15 protein-coding genes are annotated in these 17725 nt (G+C 65.2%); 6 read left to right on the forward strand and 9 right to left on the reverse strand.

What is annotated here, in order from left to right; all coding sequences use genetic code 11:
* Positions 1-71: 71 nt before the first annotated feature.
* Together ACWAT4_RS31740 and nadC are read left to right on the forward strand one after the other, a co-directional pair.
* Complete coding sequence (locus tag ACWAT4_RS31740) at positions 72-1679, forward strand: L-aspartate oxidase (RefSeq protein ID WP_449728962.1); 1608 nt, start codon at positions 72-74, stop codon at positions 1677-1679.
* A gap of 10 nt (positions 1680-1689) precedes the next feature.
* Entirely contained in the window at positions 1690-2568 is an 879-nt protein-coding gene (gene nadC / locus ACWAT4_RS31745; RefSeq protein WP_212297606.1) for a carboxylating nicotinate-nucleotide diphosphorylase, read from the forward strand.
* A gap of 120 nt (positions 2569-2688) precedes the next feature.
* Here nadC and ACWAT4_RS31750 read toward each other — a convergent pair whose 3' ends face one another.
* From ACWAT4_RS31750 to ACWAT4_RS31760, 3 genes are all read right to left on the reverse strand, one after another.
* A complete protein-coding gene (locus ACWAT4_RS31750; protein WP_212297605.1) occupies positions 2689-4143 on the reverse strand; it encodes a cell wall hydrolase in 1455 nt (484 codons plus the stop codon).
* Positions 4144-4659: 516 nt separating this feature from the next.
* Entirely contained in the window at positions 4660-7611 is a 2952-nt protein-coding gene (gene ppdK / locus ACWAT4_RS31755) for a pyruvate, phosphate dikinase (RefSeq protein WP_212445005.1), read from the reverse strand.
* A gap of 94 nt (positions 7612-7705) precedes the next feature.
* On the reverse strand, positions 7706-7861 hold the full coding sequence (locus ACWAT4_RS31760; RefSeq protein WP_014497329.1) for a DUF3096 domain-containing protein: 156 nt from the start codon (positions 7859-7861) through the stop codon (positions 7706-7708).
* A 237-nt stretch (positions 7862-8098) separates the two neighbouring features.
* On the opposite strand from ACWAT4_RS31760, the gene ACWAT4_RS31765 reads away from it, so the two are divergent.
* Positions 8099-8452 carry a DUF1236 domain-containing protein gene (locus ACWAT4_RS31765; protein ID WP_212297603.1) on the forward strand — a complete coding sequence of 118 codons (354 nt, stop codon included), beginning with the start codon at positions 8099-8101 and terminating at the stop codon, positions 8450-8452.
* 218 nt (positions 8453-8670) lie between these two features.
* Here ACWAT4_RS31765 and glyS read toward each other — a convergent pair whose 3' ends face one another.
* From glyS to ACWAT4_RS31795, 6 genes are all read right to left on the reverse strand, one after another.
* On the reverse strand, positions 8671-10770 hold the full coding sequence (glyS, locus tag ACWAT4_RS31770; protein WP_449728963.1) for a glycine--tRNA ligase subunit beta: 2100 nt from the start codon (positions 10768-10770) through the stop codon (positions 8671-8673).
* Positions 10770-11717, reverse strand: a complete 948-nt coding sequence (locus ACWAT4_RS31775; RefSeq protein WP_212297601.1) for a glycine--tRNA ligase subunit alpha — start codon at positions 11715-11717, stop codon at positions 10770-10772. The genes glyS and ACWAT4_RS31775 overlap by 1 nt, the downstream gene beginning before the upstream one ends.
* Before the next feature lie 177 nt (positions 11718-11894).
* A complete protein-coding gene (locus tag ACWAT4_RS31780) occupies positions 11895-12086 on the reverse strand; it encodes a hypothetical protein (protein ID WP_212297600.1) in 192 nt (63 codons plus the stop codon).
* Between the two features lie 105 nt (positions 12087-12191).
* Positions 12192-13100: a S49 family peptidase gene (locus ACWAT4_RS31785; RefSeq protein WP_212297599.1), complete on the reverse strand. Its 909-nt coding sequence runs from the start codon at positions 13098-13100 to the stop codon at positions 12192-12194.
* A 216-nt stretch (positions 13101-13316) separates the two neighbouring features.
* On the reverse strand, positions 13317-14084 hold the full coding sequence (locus ACWAT4_RS31790; RefSeq protein ID WP_212297598.1) for a tRNA1(Val) (adenine(37)-N6)-methyltransferase: 768 nt from the start codon (positions 14082-14084) through the stop codon (positions 13317-13319).
* Complete coding sequence (locus tag ACWAT4_RS31795) at positions 14077-14304, reverse strand: putative signal transducing protein (RefSeq protein ID WP_212297597.1); 228 nt, start codon at positions 14302-14304, stop codon at positions 14077-14079. Before ACWAT4_RS31795 ends, ACWAT4_RS31790 begins: the two co-directional genes overlap by 8 nt.
* A gap of 129 nt (positions 14305-14433) precedes the next feature.
* Between ACWAT4_RS31795 and ACWAT4_RS31800 the strand changes: the two genes are divergently transcribed.
* The 3 genes from ACWAT4_RS31800 (at position 14434) to fabF (ending at position 17687) form a co-directional block, all read left to right on the forward strand.
* Positions 14434-15441, forward strand: coding sequence for a polyprenyl synthetase family protein (locus ACWAT4_RS31800; protein WP_194463797.1), 1008 nt, complete (start codon positions 14434-14436; stop codon positions 15439-15441).
* Between the two features lie 466 nt (positions 15442-15907).
* Complete coding sequence (locus ACWAT4_RS31805) at positions 15908-16423, forward strand: winged helix-turn-helix transcriptional regulator (protein ID WP_212297596.1); 516 nt, start codon at positions 15908-15910, stop codon at positions 16421-16423.
* Between the two features lies 1 nt (position 16424).
* The gene (gene fabF, locus ACWAT4_RS31810) at positions 16425-17687 is read left to right on the forward strand and encodes a beta-ketoacyl-ACP synthase II (protein ID WP_212297595.1); all 1263 of its coding nucleotides are present in this window, start codon (positions 16425-16427) and stop codon (positions 17685-17687) included.
* Positions 17688-17725 lie beyond the last annotated feature (38 nt).

Consider the following 17725-nt stretch of genomic DNA (forward strand, 5'->3'; position numbering starts at 1 on the left):
GCTCTGCAAACCAACAACTGCCGCGGAGTATGGGTCCCGGCCTTCGCCGGGACGACGACGAGGAAAGAACCATGACAAACACCATCCATAATCTCACCCGCTCGACCGACGACGTCGTGATCGTCGGCGGTGGCCTGGCCGGACTGTTTTGCGCGCTGAAACTCGCGCCGCGGCCGGTGACGCTGATCTCGGCGGCGCCGCTCGGACAGGGCGCGTCGTCTGCATGGGCGCAAGGCGGCGTTGCGGCCGCGGTCGCCGATGGCGACAGTCCGGAAGCCCATGCCGCCGATACCATCGCGGTCGGTGGCGGCATCGTCGATCAGGCAGTCGCGCTCGGGATCGCGCGCGAGGCTGCGCCGCGAATTCACGATTTGCTCAGCTACGGCGTGCCGTTCGATCGCGATATCGAGGGCCGGCTTGCGGTCGGGCGCGAGGCCGCGCACTCGGCGCGGCGGATCGTGCACGTACGCGGCGACGGTGCGGGCGCGGCGATCATCGCAGCGCTCAGCGAGGCCGTGCGGCGTACGCCGTCGATCCGATTGATCGAAGGTTTTTCTGCCGAAGCGCTGCTCACCGAGGACGGCGCCGTCACCGGACTTCAGCTACGCGAGGCCGGTAATTTCGCAGCGAGGCCCGTGATGATCGCCTCGCGCGCCGTCGTGTTTGCCACTGGTGGTATCGGCCATCTCTATGCCGTCACCACCAATCCGGTTGAAGCCAATGGATCGGGCCTCGCGATTGCCGCGCGCGCCGGTGCTGTGATCGCCGACCCCGAGTTCGTGCAGTTCCACCCAACCGCCATCATGGTCGGCCGCGATCCGGCGCCGCTGGCGACCGAGGCGTTGCGCGGCGAAGGCGCGACACTGATCAACAGCGAGGGCGAACGCTTCATGGCGGCGCGTCATCCGCTCGCCGAGCTGGCGCCGCGCGATATCGTGGCGCGCGGCGTGTTCGCCGAGATCGCGGCAGGACGCAGAGCCTTCCTCGATGGACGGCAGGCGCTGGGCGCGCATTTCGCCGACAAATTCCCAACCGTGCATGCAAGCTGCATCGCCGCCGGCATCGATCCGGCGAAGCAGGCGATCCCGATCGCGCCGGCCGTGCACTACCACATGGGCGGCATCGCGGTGGACGCGCGCGGTCGCAGCTCGATCGACGGCCTCTGGGCCGGTGGCGAAGTGTCGTCCACCGGCGCGCATGGCGCCAACCGGCTCGCCTCCAATTCGCTGCTGGAGGCCGTGGTCTATGCCGCACGCATCGCCGACGACATCGCAGGCCGCACGATCTCCTCGCCTGCCCGCCTGCCCGAAGCGTTGGTAACGCCGCGCAGCAGCGCGCCGGATGCAAGCGCTGTGAAGCGGCTGCGGGCGATGATGAGCGCGCATGTCGGTGTGATCCGGGAACGCGACGGACTCGCAGAAGCCGTGCGCAGTTTTGCCGCGCTCGAACACTCGGCCACGAGCATCCCGGTCCGCAACATGGCGACAGCGGCGCTGCTCGTTGCGTCCGCGGCCTGGAGCCGGTGCGAGAGTCGCGGCGCGCACTTCCGCTCCGACCATCCGACGGATGTCCCTGCGCTGGCGCAGCGAACCATGACGACACTGGCCGCTGCGCGCGAGGTCGCGAACGGCCTCACCGAGCATTCAACGCCGCGAATCGCGCAAACCATGACCGCGTGAAGGAAATCCCATGACCGCTCCGACTTCCCTGCTTGATCCCGACGCCTTCCTCTCCCCGCTCGCCATCGATGAGGCCGTGCATCGCGCCCTTGACGAAGATCTCGGCCGCGCCGGGGACATCACCTCATTCGCGACGATTCCCGAAGCGACCAAAGCGCAGGCCGTCCTGGTCGCACGCCAGTCCGGCATCATCGCAGGCCTGCCGCTCGCGGTAGCGACGCTGCAAAAGCTCTCGTCCGACATTGAGGTGCGCGCGCATGTCCGCGACGCTGCCCGCGTCGCCCGCGGGCAGCAGGTGTTGACGATTTCAGGGCCGGCTCGCGCCATTCTCACCGCAGAACGCACCGCGCTGAATTTCGTCGGTCGTCTCTCCGGCGTCGCCACGCTCACGGCCGCCTATGTCGCGCGCACCGAGGGCACCAGAATGCGCATCTGCTGCACGCGAAAGACCACGCCGGGATTAAGAGCGCTGGAGAAATACGCGGTGCGTTGCGGCGGCGGATTCAACCATCGCTTCGGCCTCGACGACGCGATCCTGATCAAGGACAACCACATCGCAGTCGCCGGCGGCATTCGCCCCGTGCTGGAGCGCGCCCGCGCCCATGCCGGCCATCTCGTCAAGATCGAGATCGAGGTGGACACGCTCGCCCAGCTCCGCGAGGTGCTCGATACCGGCCTGGCCGAAGCGGTGTTGCTCGACAACATGGATATCGCGACGCTGCGCGAGGCAGTGCGGATGACGGAAGGCCGCGTCGCGCTCGAGGCTTCCGGCGGGGTTACGCTGGACTCCATTCCCGCGATCGCGGCGACCGGCGTCGATTATGCCTCATCCGGCGCATTGACGCATTCCGCGCCGAATTTCGACTGCGCGCTGGATATTGAGGCTTGAGGCAGCGATACTTGTACTAAGTCGTCATGCCCGGGCTTGTCCCGGGCATCCACGACCTTGCTGCGCGTGCCTAAGAACGTGGATGGCCGGGGCAAGCCCGGCCATGACGCTGTGGAGACACTACCGCCGCTCGGTCACGCCCATCTCGGCTGAGCTTTTGGCTTCCTGGACGAGCTCCGCCGAAAGCGCGGCGGTCTGCGCCGGCGTGCCCCAGCTCGGCTCCTCGCTGCCGTCGCCCCAGTTTCGCGGCCGGTAGAAGGTGTGCACACCGAACTTGTACATCTTCTTCATCTCGGCGACCCAGGACGGGCGCACCCAATAGGCGTGGTAGTGCGTGGACTTGCCGACCTCGGGCAGCCAGATCTGGCCGTCGAGCATCGCCTTCGAGATCTTCTTGGCGCGATCCCACATCTCGGGCTCGCGGATCACGTCGGGATTATTGTCGCAGGCGAAGGTGAACTGGCAGGCAAAGTGCCGGTACTTGTTCTGATAGACGACGCCGCACACGGTGTCCGGATACTTGCCGGAGAACACGCGGTTCATCACGACCTGCGCGACCGCGATCTGGCCGCGCACGGCCTCGCCGCGGGATTCGAAATAGACCGCCTCGGCGAGACACTTCTCGGACTTCGCGCGCGACTTGTCGTCGAGCGCGAGCCGCTCGGCCGGCGATTTGGCGCGCTGGTTGTCGGCATTGACCTCGCCCTTCGGCGCGACACTCTCGCCGCTTTCGGTCGCGTTTCCGACGTCCTCGTTCGGCGGCGACAGCGAGGCCAGCTTCATATCGGGGTCGGGCATCACGATCAGCGGCTCGGCGCCGGGCTGCCAGCTCTCGATGCTCTCGGCGGAGCCGCCGAGCGAGGAGCTGCCGAAGAACAGGTTCGAGGTCTTCACGCTGAAGGGATCGCGCGGCGGGGCGGCGACCGTCGTCTGCTTCAGGGCGTCGAGCGGCTGGGCCGCGAAGGACAGCGCATTGTCGTCGGCCTTCGGCGGATTGGCATATTGCGGCAGAGGCGGCGCGCGCATCGCCTCCTGAAGCTCGGGATCGAGCGCCGCCGCGGATTCCGGCGACATCGCCTGCGGCTGCGAGACCGGCAGCTGAGCCGTTTTGGCGCCGAACACGGAGCTGTTCGAGGTGGCGGGATCTTGCGGCGCAGGCGCGGCAGTGGGAGCGGCCGTCTCAGGCACGGGTGTCACGGTGGCGAGACGATCGCCCTTCAGCGCGCGATCGACCTTGGGGAAATCGGAGGCCTGGTAACGCGCAGGCGCCTGGAGCACCGGGTTGCGCGAGATCGAACCGGTAACGTCACGGCCGTCGAGGCTTGCGAGGCGAACCATTGCGCTCTGCGGCGCGGAGGTCCCGATCGGGCGCGAGAAGCTGTACGTGGCAAGCTGAATGGACGAGGCCGCAGAGAACACCTGCTTCTGCCAGCGCTCGGCAACGCCGGGCTGACGCGCCAGCAGCGAGCCAATGTCCTGATAACCGGTCTCTCGCGGCATCAATGCGAAGACCAGGAGACCGATGCCGAAGGACGCGAACCGCGCGCCCTTCGGATGGTTACGCAACACAAACATCGTTACGCTCACGCTACGCTTACACCAGAACAATCGAGCCGCAGTACATCCGTGCAATTCGATCTTTATCGTGAGTATCTAATTTAGGTTGCCGGGGCGTTAATCGCCGTTGCGCAGCCGACACACTCAAGCGATGTCAGGTGTTTTCACGGGGCGATGCTGTGCGTTGGTAAATGCCGGCTCATCTGAAGCGGTAAACAAGTGGTCAACGCGAATGGTGAAGGAACTCTTGCTGACAATTCTCGCGCACACGTATCGTTACGGGACGCGTGATGAGTTCCGTTGTTGACACGACGCATCCACATAGCCGGTGTCACGCCACGCGAAAGCGGGACATCCAGTTCGCCGCTGCTTCTCGGTTCAGTCGCTGCCGTCTTGAGTACTGGATCGCCCGGTCAAGCCAGGCGATGACAGCGAGTGTGCGGCGCTCGCGATGACGACGTGGAGAGAGAGACCGCAAATAAAAAGAGGCGGGGCTGGGCCCCGCCTCTTTCGCATCTCGTATGCCGTCCTGCCCTACGCCTGGCTCGCAATCGCCTTGCCGAGCGCGGCCTGCGCTGCTGCAAGCCGCGCGATCGGCACGCGGTACGGTGAGCACGAGACGTAGTCGAGGCCGACATTGTGGCAGAACGCCACGGAGGCCGGATCGCCGCCGTGCTCACCACAGATGCCCATCTTGAGCTTCGGGCGCGTCTTGCGGCCGCGCGCGACGCCGATCTTGACGAGCTCGCCGACGCCTTCCTGATCCAGCGAGATGAAGGGATCGATTGAGAGAATGCCCTTCGTCACGTAGGGACCGAGGAAGCTAGCGGCATCGTCGCGGCTGATGCCGTAGGTCGTCTGCGTCAGGTCGTTGGTACCGAACGAGAAGAACTCGGCGCTCTCGGCGATCTCCTCCGCGAGCAGGCAGGCGCGCGGCAGCTCGATCATGGTGCCGACCTGATAGGCGAGCTTGGTGTTGGTGTCGCGCATCACCGCCTTCGCGGTGGCGTCGATCCGCGCCTTGACCAGGTCGAGCTCGGCCTTGGTCGCGATCAGCGGCACCATCACCTCGAGGCCCACGGCCTTGCCGGTGCGCTTCTCGGCCTCGACCGCAGCCTCGAAGATCGCGCGGGCCTGCATCTCGGCGATCTCGGGATAGGCGATCGCGATGCGGCAGCCGCGGAAGCCGAGCATCGGATTGAACTCCGACAGCTCGCGCGCACGGTCGGCCAGGCGCCGCGGGTCGGTGTTCATGGCGCGCGCCACTTCCTCGACCTCGGCATGGGTGTGCGGCAGGAACTCGTGCAGCGGCGGGTCGAGCAGACGGATCGTGACGGGCAGGCCCTTCATGATCTCGAACAGCTCGACGAAATCGGCGCGCTGCATCGGCAGGAGTTTAGCCAGCGCGGCACGGCGCGACTGTTCGTCTTCGGAGAGGATCATCTCGCGCACCGTGCGGATGCGCGTCTCCTCGAAGAACATGTGCTCGGTGCGGCACAGACCAATGCCTTCGGCGCCGAACTTGATCGCGGTGCGGGCATCGTCAGGCGTATCCCCGTTGACGCGAACGCCGATCTTGCGGACCTGGTCGGCCCAATTCATCAGCGTGCCGAATTCGCCGGAGAGCTCCGGCTCGATCATCGGCATGCGGCCGGCCAGCACCTGGCCGAGCGAGCCGTCGATGGTGATGACGTCACCGGCCTTGAAGGTGCGCGAACCGATGCTCATGGTGCCGCGGCCGTAATCGACACGGATGGTGCCGCAGCCGGAGACGCAGGGCTTGCCCATGCCGCGCGCCACCACGGCGGCGTGCGAAGTCATGCCGCCGCGCGTGGTCAGGATGCCTTCGGCGGCGTGCATGCCATGGATGTCTTCAGGGCTGGTCTCGATGCGGACCAGAATGACCTTGCGCCCGTCGCCCTGAAGCTTGGCCGCTTCGTCCGAGGAGAACACGATCTCGCCCGAGGCCGCGCCGGGCGACGCCGGCAGGCCGGTCGCGATCACGTCGCGCTTGGCGTTGGGATCGATGGTCGGATGCAGCAACTGGTCGAGCGAAGCGGGATCGATCCGCGTCACCGCTTCCTTCTTGGTGATCAGGCCTTCGTTGGCGAGCTCGACCGCGATGCGCAGCGCCGCCTTCGCGGTGCGCTTGCCGCCACGAGTCTGGAGCATCCACAGCTTGCCCCGCTCGACCGTGAACTCCATGTCCTGCATGTCACGGTAGTGCTTCTCGAGCTGCGTGTAGATCCGCGTCAGCTCCTTGAAGGCCTCCGGCATCGCTGCTTCCATCGAAGCCTTGTCGGAGCCGGACTCCTTGCGCGCCTCCTCGGTGATGTCCTGCGGCGTGCGGATGCCCGCCACCACGTCCTCACCTTGTGCGTTGATCAGGAACTCGCCGTAGAGCTTGCTCTCGCCGGTCGAGGGGTTGCGGGTAAACGCAACGCCGGTCGCCGAGGTCTCGCCCATGTTGCCGAACACCATGGCCTGCACGTTGACCGCGGTACCCCAGGATTCCGGAATGTCGTGCAGCTTGCGATAGGTCATCGCGCGCGCATTCATCCAGGACGAAAACACCGCGCCGACTGCGCCCCAGAGCTGGTCATGCGGGTCCTGCGGGAAGTCCTTGCCGGTCTCGCGCGCGACCGCATCCTTGTACTTGCCGACCAATTCGACCCAGTCCTCGGCGGACAGGTCGGTGTCGAGCGTGTAGCCCTGGCTGTCCTTGAAGGTGTCGAGGATTTCCTCGAAGTGATGATGCTCGAAGCCGAGCACCACGTCGGAATACATGGTGATGAAGCGGCGATAGCTGTCATAGGCGAAGCGGCGGTCGCCGGAGAGCTCCGACAGCGCTTCCACCGTCTGGTCGTTGAGACCGAGATTGAGCACCGTGTCCATCATGCCCGGCATCGAGGCGCGCGCCCCGGAGCGCACGGAGACGAGCAGCGGGTTCTTGGTGTCGCCGAACACCTTGCCGGTCAACTTGCCGACATAGTCCAGCGCCTTCTCAACCTGCGACCGCAATTCCTTGGGATAGGTTTTGTCGTGGGCGTAGAAATAGGTGCAGACCGAGGTCGGGATGGTGAAGCCCGGGGGCACCGGCAGGCCGAGATTGGCCATCTCGGCGAGGTTGGCGCCCTTGCCGCCAAGCAGGTCGCGCATCTCCGATCGGCCTTCGGCCTTGCCGTCACCGAACGTGAAGACCCACTTGCCGGCCGGGATCTTGGCTGGTGCGCTCTTGGCAGGTGCACTCCTGGCCGGCGCGCTCTTGGCCGCAACCTTCGGCGCAGTCGGTTTGGTCGCAGCTTTCGCGGCGGGCTTGGCCGCCGGCTTCGAAACCGGCTTGGCAGCAGCCTTGCCGACCGGCTTCGGGGAGCTCTTCACGGCGCTCTTGGGGAGCGCCTTGCGGGCCGCCGGTGCGGCTTTCGCCTTGGCGGAGGGCTTTGATTTCACTGCAGTTTTATTCGGCTTCGAGGCGGCTTTGGCCATAGCTTGCACACAACCTGCGAGAGGGACGGGAAATTGCGGGCCTTACACCATTTTGGGCGGGCCCGCGCAAGTCAGAGTTCCGGAAAATGAAGGCCTAGAGATGGAGCCACTTCAACAATCCGAGCCCAATCGCACCATTGATGATGAGGAAAATCGCCACGATCAGGTTGAGCAGGCGCGGCATGATCAAAATGAGCACGCCCGCAAGCAGCGACAGAAGCGGCGAGATGTGGGCGACGGTGATGTGCATGAATTTTCTTTCCGAGCGTTAGGGCGAATCGCGGGCCGATCATAGCGGACCGGGTTCCGCGGGTAGAGACGCGCAGGCCGCCCGACGAGTTCCGGGCTTCGCGAAAACTGCCCGAAATTGCCGCGTATGCGGCACGGCTTTTTCGGAACATCACGCGCGGCGCAGCATTGGCAACCGGTCGCGCCGCTGGCGCTTCCCGTAACACCATTTCGCAAGACCACGTCGAAGGAGTTGCCCATGCGAAACAGGATTCTTGCCCTTGCAGCGCTCGCGGCCGCGATCGGCTCGCCCGTCGCAGCGCAGGCGCAAACCGGAATCACAGTGGGACGCGCGCCCGCGGTAGTCGACAATGGCCCAACGATTGCGGTCGAGCAGCGGCCGGCCTTCCGTGACTATGTGGTCGAGCAACGTGTCCCGGCCTTCAGCATTCCCGATCGCGTCGTGGTCGGTGCCACCTTACCTGAAACCGGCATCACCTATTATGACGTGCCGCAACGTTTCGGTGCGACGACCTATCGCTACACGGTCATCAACGGTGAGACCGTGCTGGTCGAGCCACGCTCGCGGCGCATCGTCGAGGTGATGGACTAGGGCTTCTAGTGATCAACTAGATGTCCGGCGCGTCACATCAATCAGGCTGACGCGAGCAGTGGAAACGGACATCAGGCCCCGCCCGGTCTTCCCCCCGCCGGGCGGGGCATTTTTGTACGTGGTCGTTCCGGGGCGGTCCGCAGGACCGAACCCGGAACCTCGAGATTCCGGGTCCGCGCTTCGCGCGCCCCGGAATGACGGCCTCATCCGCGAAGAGATCAGTCCTGGATCTTCGAGAAATCCGCGACCGCACGCGTGGCGCTGCGGATCTCGTTCAACAGCTTCAGGCGATTCTCGCGCACCTTCGCATCGTCGTCATTGACGCGCACCTTGTCGAAGAACGCATCGACCGGCGGACGCAAATTTGCCAAATGGCTCATGGCACCCTCGAAATCTTCGGACGCAACAGCGCTTGACGCGGCTTGCTGAACGCGGCCCACCCAATGCGCCAGATTCTCCTCCTCTGCGACCTTGTACAACCCGGAGTCTGGCGCGCCGTCAAACGTCCGCTTGTCCTTCTTCTCTTCAATCGAGAGAATGTTGCTAGCGCGCTTGGTGCCAGCGAGCAGGTTCTTGCCGTCGTCGCTCTCGAGGAACTTACCGAGCGCCTCGACGCGGCGGACGATCATCAGGAGATCGTCCTGGCCGCCGAGTGCGAACACGGCATCGACGAGATCGTGACGTGCGCCCTGCTCGCGGAGCTGGACCTTGAGACGGTCGGCGAAGAAGGCGAGCAGATCGTTCGGCAGCTTCTGCGCGTCCGCAGGTTTTACCGACAAGCCGGCAAGCGCAGATGCAGCCGCCTTCATCAGCGACAAGCGCAGAGCGTTCTCAGCGATCAAACGAATGACGCCCAGCGCCGCACGGCGCAGCGCATACGGGTCCTTCGATCCTGTGGGCTTCTCATCAATGGCCCAAAAGCCGACCAACGTATCGATCTTATCGGCAAGCGCCACCGCAACGCTGACCGGATCGGTCGGCACGCGATCGGCAGGGCCTTGCGGCTTGTAGTGCTCCTCGCAGGCGGCGGCGACGGACGCGTCCTCGCCCTGGGCCAGCGCGTAGTACTTGCCCATCAGGCCCTGCACTTCGGGGAATTCGCCGACGACTTCGGTCAGCAGATCCGCCTTGGCCAGATGCGCGGCGCGCTTCGCCCTGGCGACATCGGCGCCAACAAGCGGCGCAATCTCAGCGGCGAGGCGCTCGATGCGCTTGATGCGCTCGGCTTGCGTGCCGAGCTTCTCGTGGAACACGATCTGCTCGAACTTCGGCAGCCGGTCCTCGAGCCTGGTCTTCAGATCGGCCTCGTAGAAGAATTTTGCATCGCTGAGCCGCGCACGGATCACGCGCTCATTGCCGCCGATGATGGTCTTGCCACCGTCGATGGCCTCGATATTGGCGACCAGGATGAACTTGTTGGCGAGCTTGCCCGTCTTGGGATCGCGCACCACGAAGCATTTCTGGTTATTGCGGATGGTGGCGCGGATCACCTCGTCCGGAGTCTTCAAGAACTCCTGCTCGAACGAGCCCATCAGCACGACCGGCCATTCGACGAGGCCCGAGACCTCGTCGAGCAGGTTCTGGTCCTCGACGAGATCAAAGCCTTGCGCGAAGGCAAGCTGCTTGGCGTCGGTGAGGATTGCGTCCTTGCGCCGCTCGGGATCGAGCACGACTTTCGCGTCCAGGAGCTTGGCTTCGTAATCCTCGAAGCGGCGCACAGAAATCGCAGCCGGCGCGAGGAAGCGATGACCATAGGTGGTCTGGCCGGCCTCGATGCCGTCGACCTCGAACTTCACGACATCGGACTCTTCGGTCTCGAGGCCGAAAGTCGCGGTGATCGCGTGCAACGGACGTACCCAGTTGAGCGATCCGGGCCTGGCCGAGCGCGCGCCCCAGCGCATCGATTTCGGCCAGGGGAAGGTACGGATGATGACGGGCAGGATTTCGGCGAGCACGTCGATCGCGTCGCGGCCGGGTTTCTCGATCAGTCCGATGTAGAAATCACCCTTGGGATCGCGCTGGATCTTGGCCTCGTCCAGCGAGTTCAAACCCGTCGCTTTCAGAAAGCCCTGCACGGCTGCATCGGGCGCGCCGACTTTCGGACCGCGGCGTTCGGTTTTCAGATCGGGCTGGCGCGCAGGAATGCCGTGCACGGTGAGCGCAAGACGACGCGGCGTCGCAAAAGCTTTCGCGCCCTCATAGACCAGGCCCTCGGCGACGAGCTTGTCGGTGACCAGGCGGCGCAGATCGTCCGCCGCCTTGGCCTGCATGCGCGCGGGGATTTCTTCCGAGAACAGTTCAAGCAAAAGATCGGGCATCAGGCCGCTCCACCGGCTTCGGTGTGGACCCAGGCTTCGCCGCAGGCTTTCGCCAGCTCGCGGACCCGGAAAATGTAGCTCTGTCGCTCCGTCACCGAAATCACACCGCGCGCGTCGAGCAGGTTGAAGACATGGCTCGCCTTGATGCACTGGTCATAGGCCGGCAGCGCCATCAGATGGACCTCGCGCTTGCCGGATTCCGAGTTTTTTTGCCAGCCGGCATCGAGGTATTTCTTGCAGGCCGCTTCGGCCATCTTGAATTGCTCGAACAGCATCGCCGTGTCGGCATGCTCGAAATTGTGTCGCGAGTATTCCTGCTCGGCCTGGAAGAACACATCGCGATAGCTGACCTTCTCGGCGCCTTCGCGGCCGTTGAAGTTCAGGTCCATGATGCGGTCGACGCCTTGCAGATAGCAGGCGAGCCGTTCGAGGCCGTAGGTGAGCTCGCCTGCGACCGGTGCGCATTCCACGCCAGCGACCTGCTGGAAATAGGTGAACTGGCTGACTTCCATGCCGTCGCACCAGCACTCCCAGCCCAAGCCCCAGGCGCCGAGCGTCGGGCTCTCCCAATCGTCCTCGACGAAGCGGATGTCGTGGATGGCGCTGTCGATGCCGATCGCGGCGAGCGACTTCAGGTACAGTTCCTGAAGGTTCGGCGGCGACGGCTTGAGAATGACCTGGAACTGATAATAGTGCTGGAGCCGGTTGGGGTTCTCGCCGTAGCGGCCATCCTTGGGCCGACGCGAAGGCTGCACATAGGCAGCGTTCCACGGCCTCGGCCCGAGCGCGCGCAGGGTGGTCCCGGGGTGAAAGGTGCCGGCGCCGACTTCCATGTCGTAGGGCTGCAGAATCACGCAGCCGTAATCCGCCCAGTACCGCTGCAGGGCCAGGATCAGGCCCTGGAACGAGCGGTCCGGGCGCATATGGGCGGGCAATGAGGCGTCCATCGTCAGATCAGGCTCTCGCGGGGGGTTTTGAATCGCGCGGGACCGTATCGACGGCGGCAGTGGGAATCAAGGCAAAGGGGGACGGAAATGGCTGTCATTCCGGGGCGATGCGCAAGCATCGAACCCGGAATCTCGAGATTCCGGGTTCGCCCTTAGGGCGCGCCGGAATGACGGTACCTACCCCGGCCGATAAGCTCCGGTCACGGGGTCACGCTTCAGCGTCTGGATGGTCCCCATATGGGCGGCCTCGGCGACGCGCGAGAGGCGCATCTCCTCCAGCTCCTCATTGATCCTGAGTGCGGTCTTGTAGGCCCAGCGGACCACGGCAAGCCCACCCAGCACGCCCGCGAATGCGACGAACGGCGGCATCGGTAGATCCTTGTCTCATGCTCAGCCCCCACACGCATATTCGCGCACTCCGCCCCGCGCCGCAATTGGCCCGGCGAGGGGCCAAATGGCGCGGGAGGACGCCGCCTAGAACCCGAATTTTGCCCAAATCGCCCGCGTCTCGACCGCCGAGATCAGCTCGTCCGGCAGCCCGGCCATTGATTCCATGGCCGAAAGCTGGCCCGCGCCGGGCGATTTCCGCCCCAACAGGCCAGACAGCAGCCCGGTCGGCTGCGCAATCACGGGGGTGAGAACTTTCTCGCCATAGCGGGCACGAAGAGTTGAGCGGAGATCGCCGATGCCGTCGGCGAGCCCGAGCGTGATCGACGTCTCGCCGGCCCAGTATTCGCCCGTGAACAGGGTGTCGTCGGCGCCCTTGAGCCGCGTACCCCGACTCTCCTTCACCAGCGCGATGAAGATCTGGTGGATCTCGCGCTGAAGCGCCTTCAGCTTGGCGACGTCGTCGGGGTTTTCCGGCAGGAAGGGATCGAGCATCGCCTTGTGGGCGCCGGCTGTGTAAAGGCGCCGCTCGATGCCGAGACGCTTGATCGCCTCCTGAAAGCCGAAGCTGCCGCCGACCACGCCGATCGAGCCGAGGATCGAGGAGGGATCGCAGAAGATCTCGTCGCCGGCGCAGGCGATCATGTAGCCGCCGGACGCTGCGACGTCCTCCACGAACACCAGCACCGGCAGCTTCTTCTCCGCCGCGAGCTGCTTGATGCGCAGATAGATCTGGCGCGACTGCACCGGCGAGCCGCCGGGCGAATTGATCACCAGCGCAACCGCCTTGGCGTTGCGGACCGAGAAGGCCCGCTCCAGCACCCGCGCGAGACCCGCAAGCGTCATGCCCGGGCGCAGCGGCGTCACCGCGCCGATGACGCCCGATAGCCTCACCACCGGCACCACCGCAGTGCCCGGACGGAAGCGCGCCGGCAGATATTGCATGAGCTTGTCGGCCAGGCCGGAACTCCCGCGATCGTTCAATTGTTCGGCCATGCCGTTACTCCTGATTAACCAATTCTTATCACGCGACTGTCATTGAAGTTGGCTGGAACGTGTTTTGCAGAATCCCCGTTGGGAAGCTGCAATGAGGCAGCGGAGGAAGCGACATGAAGATCTATCTGCTGTTGATGCTGATCGGCGCGCTTTTCACGGCGATTCGCTTTACATCCCCGCAAGAGCAGCAGTCGGAATCGCTTCCCCAATAAGCCGTCACGGCTTTGCCAGCGGCAAGACCGCTCTCCCCTCCAGAATATTCCTCACCTCTTTTTTGGGCAGGCGTGACTCATCATTGAGCATGAGGCCTGGCAGCAACCGCATCGGCGCCTTGCCGCCCTTGACGGCACGCACCAGCACGCGGATCGCCGGTCTTTCCGCTTCGCCATGAACCGGCAGGACCGACACGCTGCCGAAACCGCGTGACAGCGCTGCCAAGACGTCCGCAATCCCATCCGCGCGCCAGATCAGCGTCAGCACGCCGTTCGAGCGGAGTATCCGCCGCGCTGCATGCAACCACGCATGCAGCGTCTCCTCCGTCGCGACATGCGCGGTGTGACGCGCCTTGTCGGGCGAGCCGCGATGCCGCGCGGAATCATTGAAGGGCGGGTTCATCAACACGCAGTCGGCGCTGTCTGGCATGAGCCCATGGGCCGCAAAAGCCTGCGCATCGGCCGTGACGTCGAGCACGATCACGTCGGCAGGAATCGCATTCGCCGCCGCATTGGCCCGTGCCAGTTCGGCCAGCTCCGGATCGATCTCGACGAGACAAAGATCGATTCCGGCGACGCGCCGGCCCAGCGCCAGTCCGGCAGTGCCGATTCCGGCACCGAAATCGACCACGCGGTCGCCGTCGCAGGCCTCCGTCGCCGCCGCAAGCAAGATGGCGTCATGCCCGGCGCGGTGACCGGATCGCTTCTGCTTGAGCAGCAACTGCCCGCCGAGAAAGGCGTCCTCGGTGAGATCTGTGACGACGTCAATCATCGCCGCGCAGTTCGTGGCTGAGCCCGGCCTCGGTCAGGAGTTGCCGGGCCTCGGTGGCATCGTCCTCATGGACCAGGATCCGTCGGGGCAGGACGCCGAGCGAGCCCTCGATGACGCTCATGTTCTGGTCCAGCACCAGATGATGGATGTTGGCACCGTCGAGCAGCGCGCCGATCGCCGACACCAGCACGATATCATTGGTCCGAACCAGTTCTCGCAAAACGGGCCTCCTGCCTGAAGGGGGTGAACGGCAAATGTCAATGGTTCCACAGGCCTTGCCGCATCCCCGTCCAGTTTCTATTGTCTTTCCGTCAGAATAGCCCCTCCGGGGCAAATATTGGAGACCGGCGTGGCCGTCATCGTACCTTTCGAAACTCCCGGCGCGTCGATCGAAGAGCTGGTTGCCCTTGTCGCCCCTGATATGGAGCGCGTCAACGCCACCATCCTGTCGCGGACCGGGTCGGACGTGACCATGATCCCGGAGGTCGCCAACCACCTCATCTCCTCCGGCGGCAAGCGGCTGCGGCCGATGCTGACGCTCGCCATGGCCAACCTCGCCGGTTACACCGGCGACGGCCATATCAAGCTCGCCGCCTCCGTCGAATTCATGCACACCGCGACCCTGCTCCACGACGACGTCGTCGACGAGAGCGAGATGCGCCGCGGCAAGCTCTCGGCGCGCATGCTCTGGGGCAACGAGGCGAGCGTGCTGGTCGGCGACTTCCTGCTCGGGCAAGCCTTCCGCATGATGGTCGAGGTCGGCTCGCTGCGCGCGCTGGACATTCTTTCCGCGGCCGCCGCCACCATCGCCGAGGGCGAGGTGATGCAGCTCGCCGCCGCCAAGAACACCGCGACCACCGAGGACGAATATCTCGCCGTGATCCGCGGCAAGACCGCCGAGCTGTTTGCGGCCGCCTGCGAGGTCGGGCCCGTGATCGCCAACCGTCCCAAGGCCGAGCAGACCGCCTGCCGCTCGGTCGGCATGAATCTCGGCATCGCCTTCCAGCTCGTCGACGACGTGCTCGACTATGGCGGCAAGAGCGCAAAGCTCGGCAAGAACACCGGCGACGATTTCCGCGAGGGCAAGATCACGCTGCCCGTCGTGCTCGCCTTCCGTCGCGGCAACGACACCGAGCGCGCGTTCTGGATCAAGGCGCTCGAGCGCGGCGAGATCGGCGACGCCGACCTCGATCACGCCATCGGTCTGATGAACAAGCACCGCGCGCTCGAGGATACGCTGAGCCGCGCCCAGCACTACGGCGCCATGGCCGTCGATGCGCTGGCGCTGTTCCCGTCCTCGCCGATGAAGAGCGCGCTGGAGCAGGTGGTGGCGTTCTGTCTGGCACGGTCGCATTAGCGGCGACGCGCTTAGGCGCCTGCGCACCCAAACCTCGGTGTCGTCCCGGCGAAGGCCGGGACCTATCCCGCGCGATCCATTCGTCAGCGCGAGGTACGCGTACCGCGCCGACACATCTTCACCGCCAGCCTTCGCCAAACCACTCCGTGTGGTTATGGGTCCCGGCCTTCGCCGGGACGACACCGTGGAGATAGCAGTCGCAACTGCATCAACACCGTCATTGTGAGCGCGCCGAAGCAATCCAGAACCCCTCCGCGGCAACGGACTGGCTTGCTTCGCTGTGCTCGCGATGACGGTACGTGACGCGCGGCCGTCGCTCACCAACTCGCATCTCAAACCGCGGCGCCAACTCTGATCACGGCGACAGCTCTCAGAAACAATGTCGCAGCCTCAGCCCTCTCCTTCCCATCCATTCCCGCCCGCCAAGTGACTTGCATTTTGCAAGTCACGAACCTACCTTCCTGCCATGCAGCCCAAATTGCCCTCCATCCTGGAATGTCCGGTCGGCCGCGCCGTGGAGACGGTTGGCGAATGGTGGAGCATCCTGATCCTGCGGGATGCGCTTCAGGGCTCGACACGGTTTGACGAATTCGAGCGCAATCTCGGGATTGCGCCGAACATCTTGTCGCGACGCCTCGCCCATCTCACCAAGACTGGCATGTTCGTCCGTCGCCGTTACAACGCACGGCCGCCACGCTACGAATATGTGCTGACGGACAAGGCGCGGGATTTCTTCCCCGTCATCGCGACGCTGCTCGCCTGGGGCAACAAGCATCTCGCGCCGAAGGGCGAATCCATCCTGCTGGCGAGCCGGGACGATCGCCGGCCGCTCGACCCGGTCGTGGTCGATGCCGCCGACCTGCAGCCGATCACGCTCGCCAATGCGGTGGTGATCGCAGGCCCCAGCGCCAGCCGCCTGATGCGGCGGCGGCTCACTTCGCTCAAAGCCATGAACCCGGCCATTGCGCCGGATGGAGACTGATATGCGTCGTGTCGTCGTGACGGGAATGGGCGCAGTGTCGCCGCTCGGCTGTGGTGTCGAATTGTCCTGGCGCCGGCTGCTCGCCGGCCAAAGCGGGCTGCGCCCGCTGCCCGAATGGGCGCAGGCGCTGCCGGCACGCATTGCCGGCCTCGTGCCCGACAAGGCCGATGATGCCGACGGCGGTTTCGATCCGGCACAGGCTGCGGCACCAAAGGATCAGCGCAAGATGGACCGCTTCATTCTGTTCGCGTTGCTCGCGACGGCAGAAGCGGTGGCACAGGCCAAATGGATGCCGCGGGAAGCTGTGGCCCTGGAGCGAACCGCGACGATCATCGCCTCCGGCGTCGGCGGCTTCCCGGCGATGGCCGAGGCCGTGCGCATCACCGAGCAGCGCGGTGCGCGCCGGCTCTCGCCCTTCACGATCCCCTCGTTCCTCGCCAATCTCGCCGCCGGCCACGTCTCGATCAAATACGGCTATAAGGGCGCGCTTGGCACCCCCGTCACCGCATGTGCCGCTGGCGTGCAGGCAATCGGCGATGCCGCGCGCATGATCCGTGCCGGCGAGGCCGACGTCGCAATCTGCGGAGGCACTGAAGCCTGCATCGACATCGTCAGCCTCGGCGGCTTCGCGGCAGCGCGCGCGCTGTCGAGTTCCTTCAACGACGAGCCGGCGCGCGCCTCGCGCCCGTTCGACCGCGATCGCGACGGCTTTGTGATGGGCGAAGGCGCCGGCATTCTCGTGGTCGAGGAGCTGGAACATGCGCTGGCGCGCGGCGCCGAGCCAATCGCCGAGATTGTCGGGTACGGCACCACAGCTGATGCCTACCACATGACATCGGGTCCGCCCGATGGCGACGGCGCCCGTCGCGCCATGGAGATTGCACTTCGGCAGGCGAACCTTGCGCCGGCGGATCTGCAGCACCTCAACGCGCATGCGACCTCGACGCCCGCCGGTGACGAGAGCGAGCTCGGCGCGATCGGTGCGCTGTTCGGCCGCAGCAATTCCATCGCGGTGAGCGCGACCAAATCGGCCACCGGTCATCTGCTTGGCGCCGCCGGCGGGCTCGAAGCGATCTTCACGGTGCTCGCTCTGCGCGACCAGATCGCGCCGCCGACGCTCAATTTCGAGAACCCCGACGCAGGGGCTGACGGTATCGACATCGTGGCAGGCCGCGCACGGCCAATGCCGATGCAGCATGCGATCTCCAACGGCTTCGGGTTCGGCGGAGTGAACGCCAGCGCGATCTTCCGCCGCATGGGCTAGACGAGAGGTCTTGCAATCGCGCCGCGCTGCGCTACGAA

This window comes from Bradyrhizobium sp. T-1 (assembly GCF_053592855.1).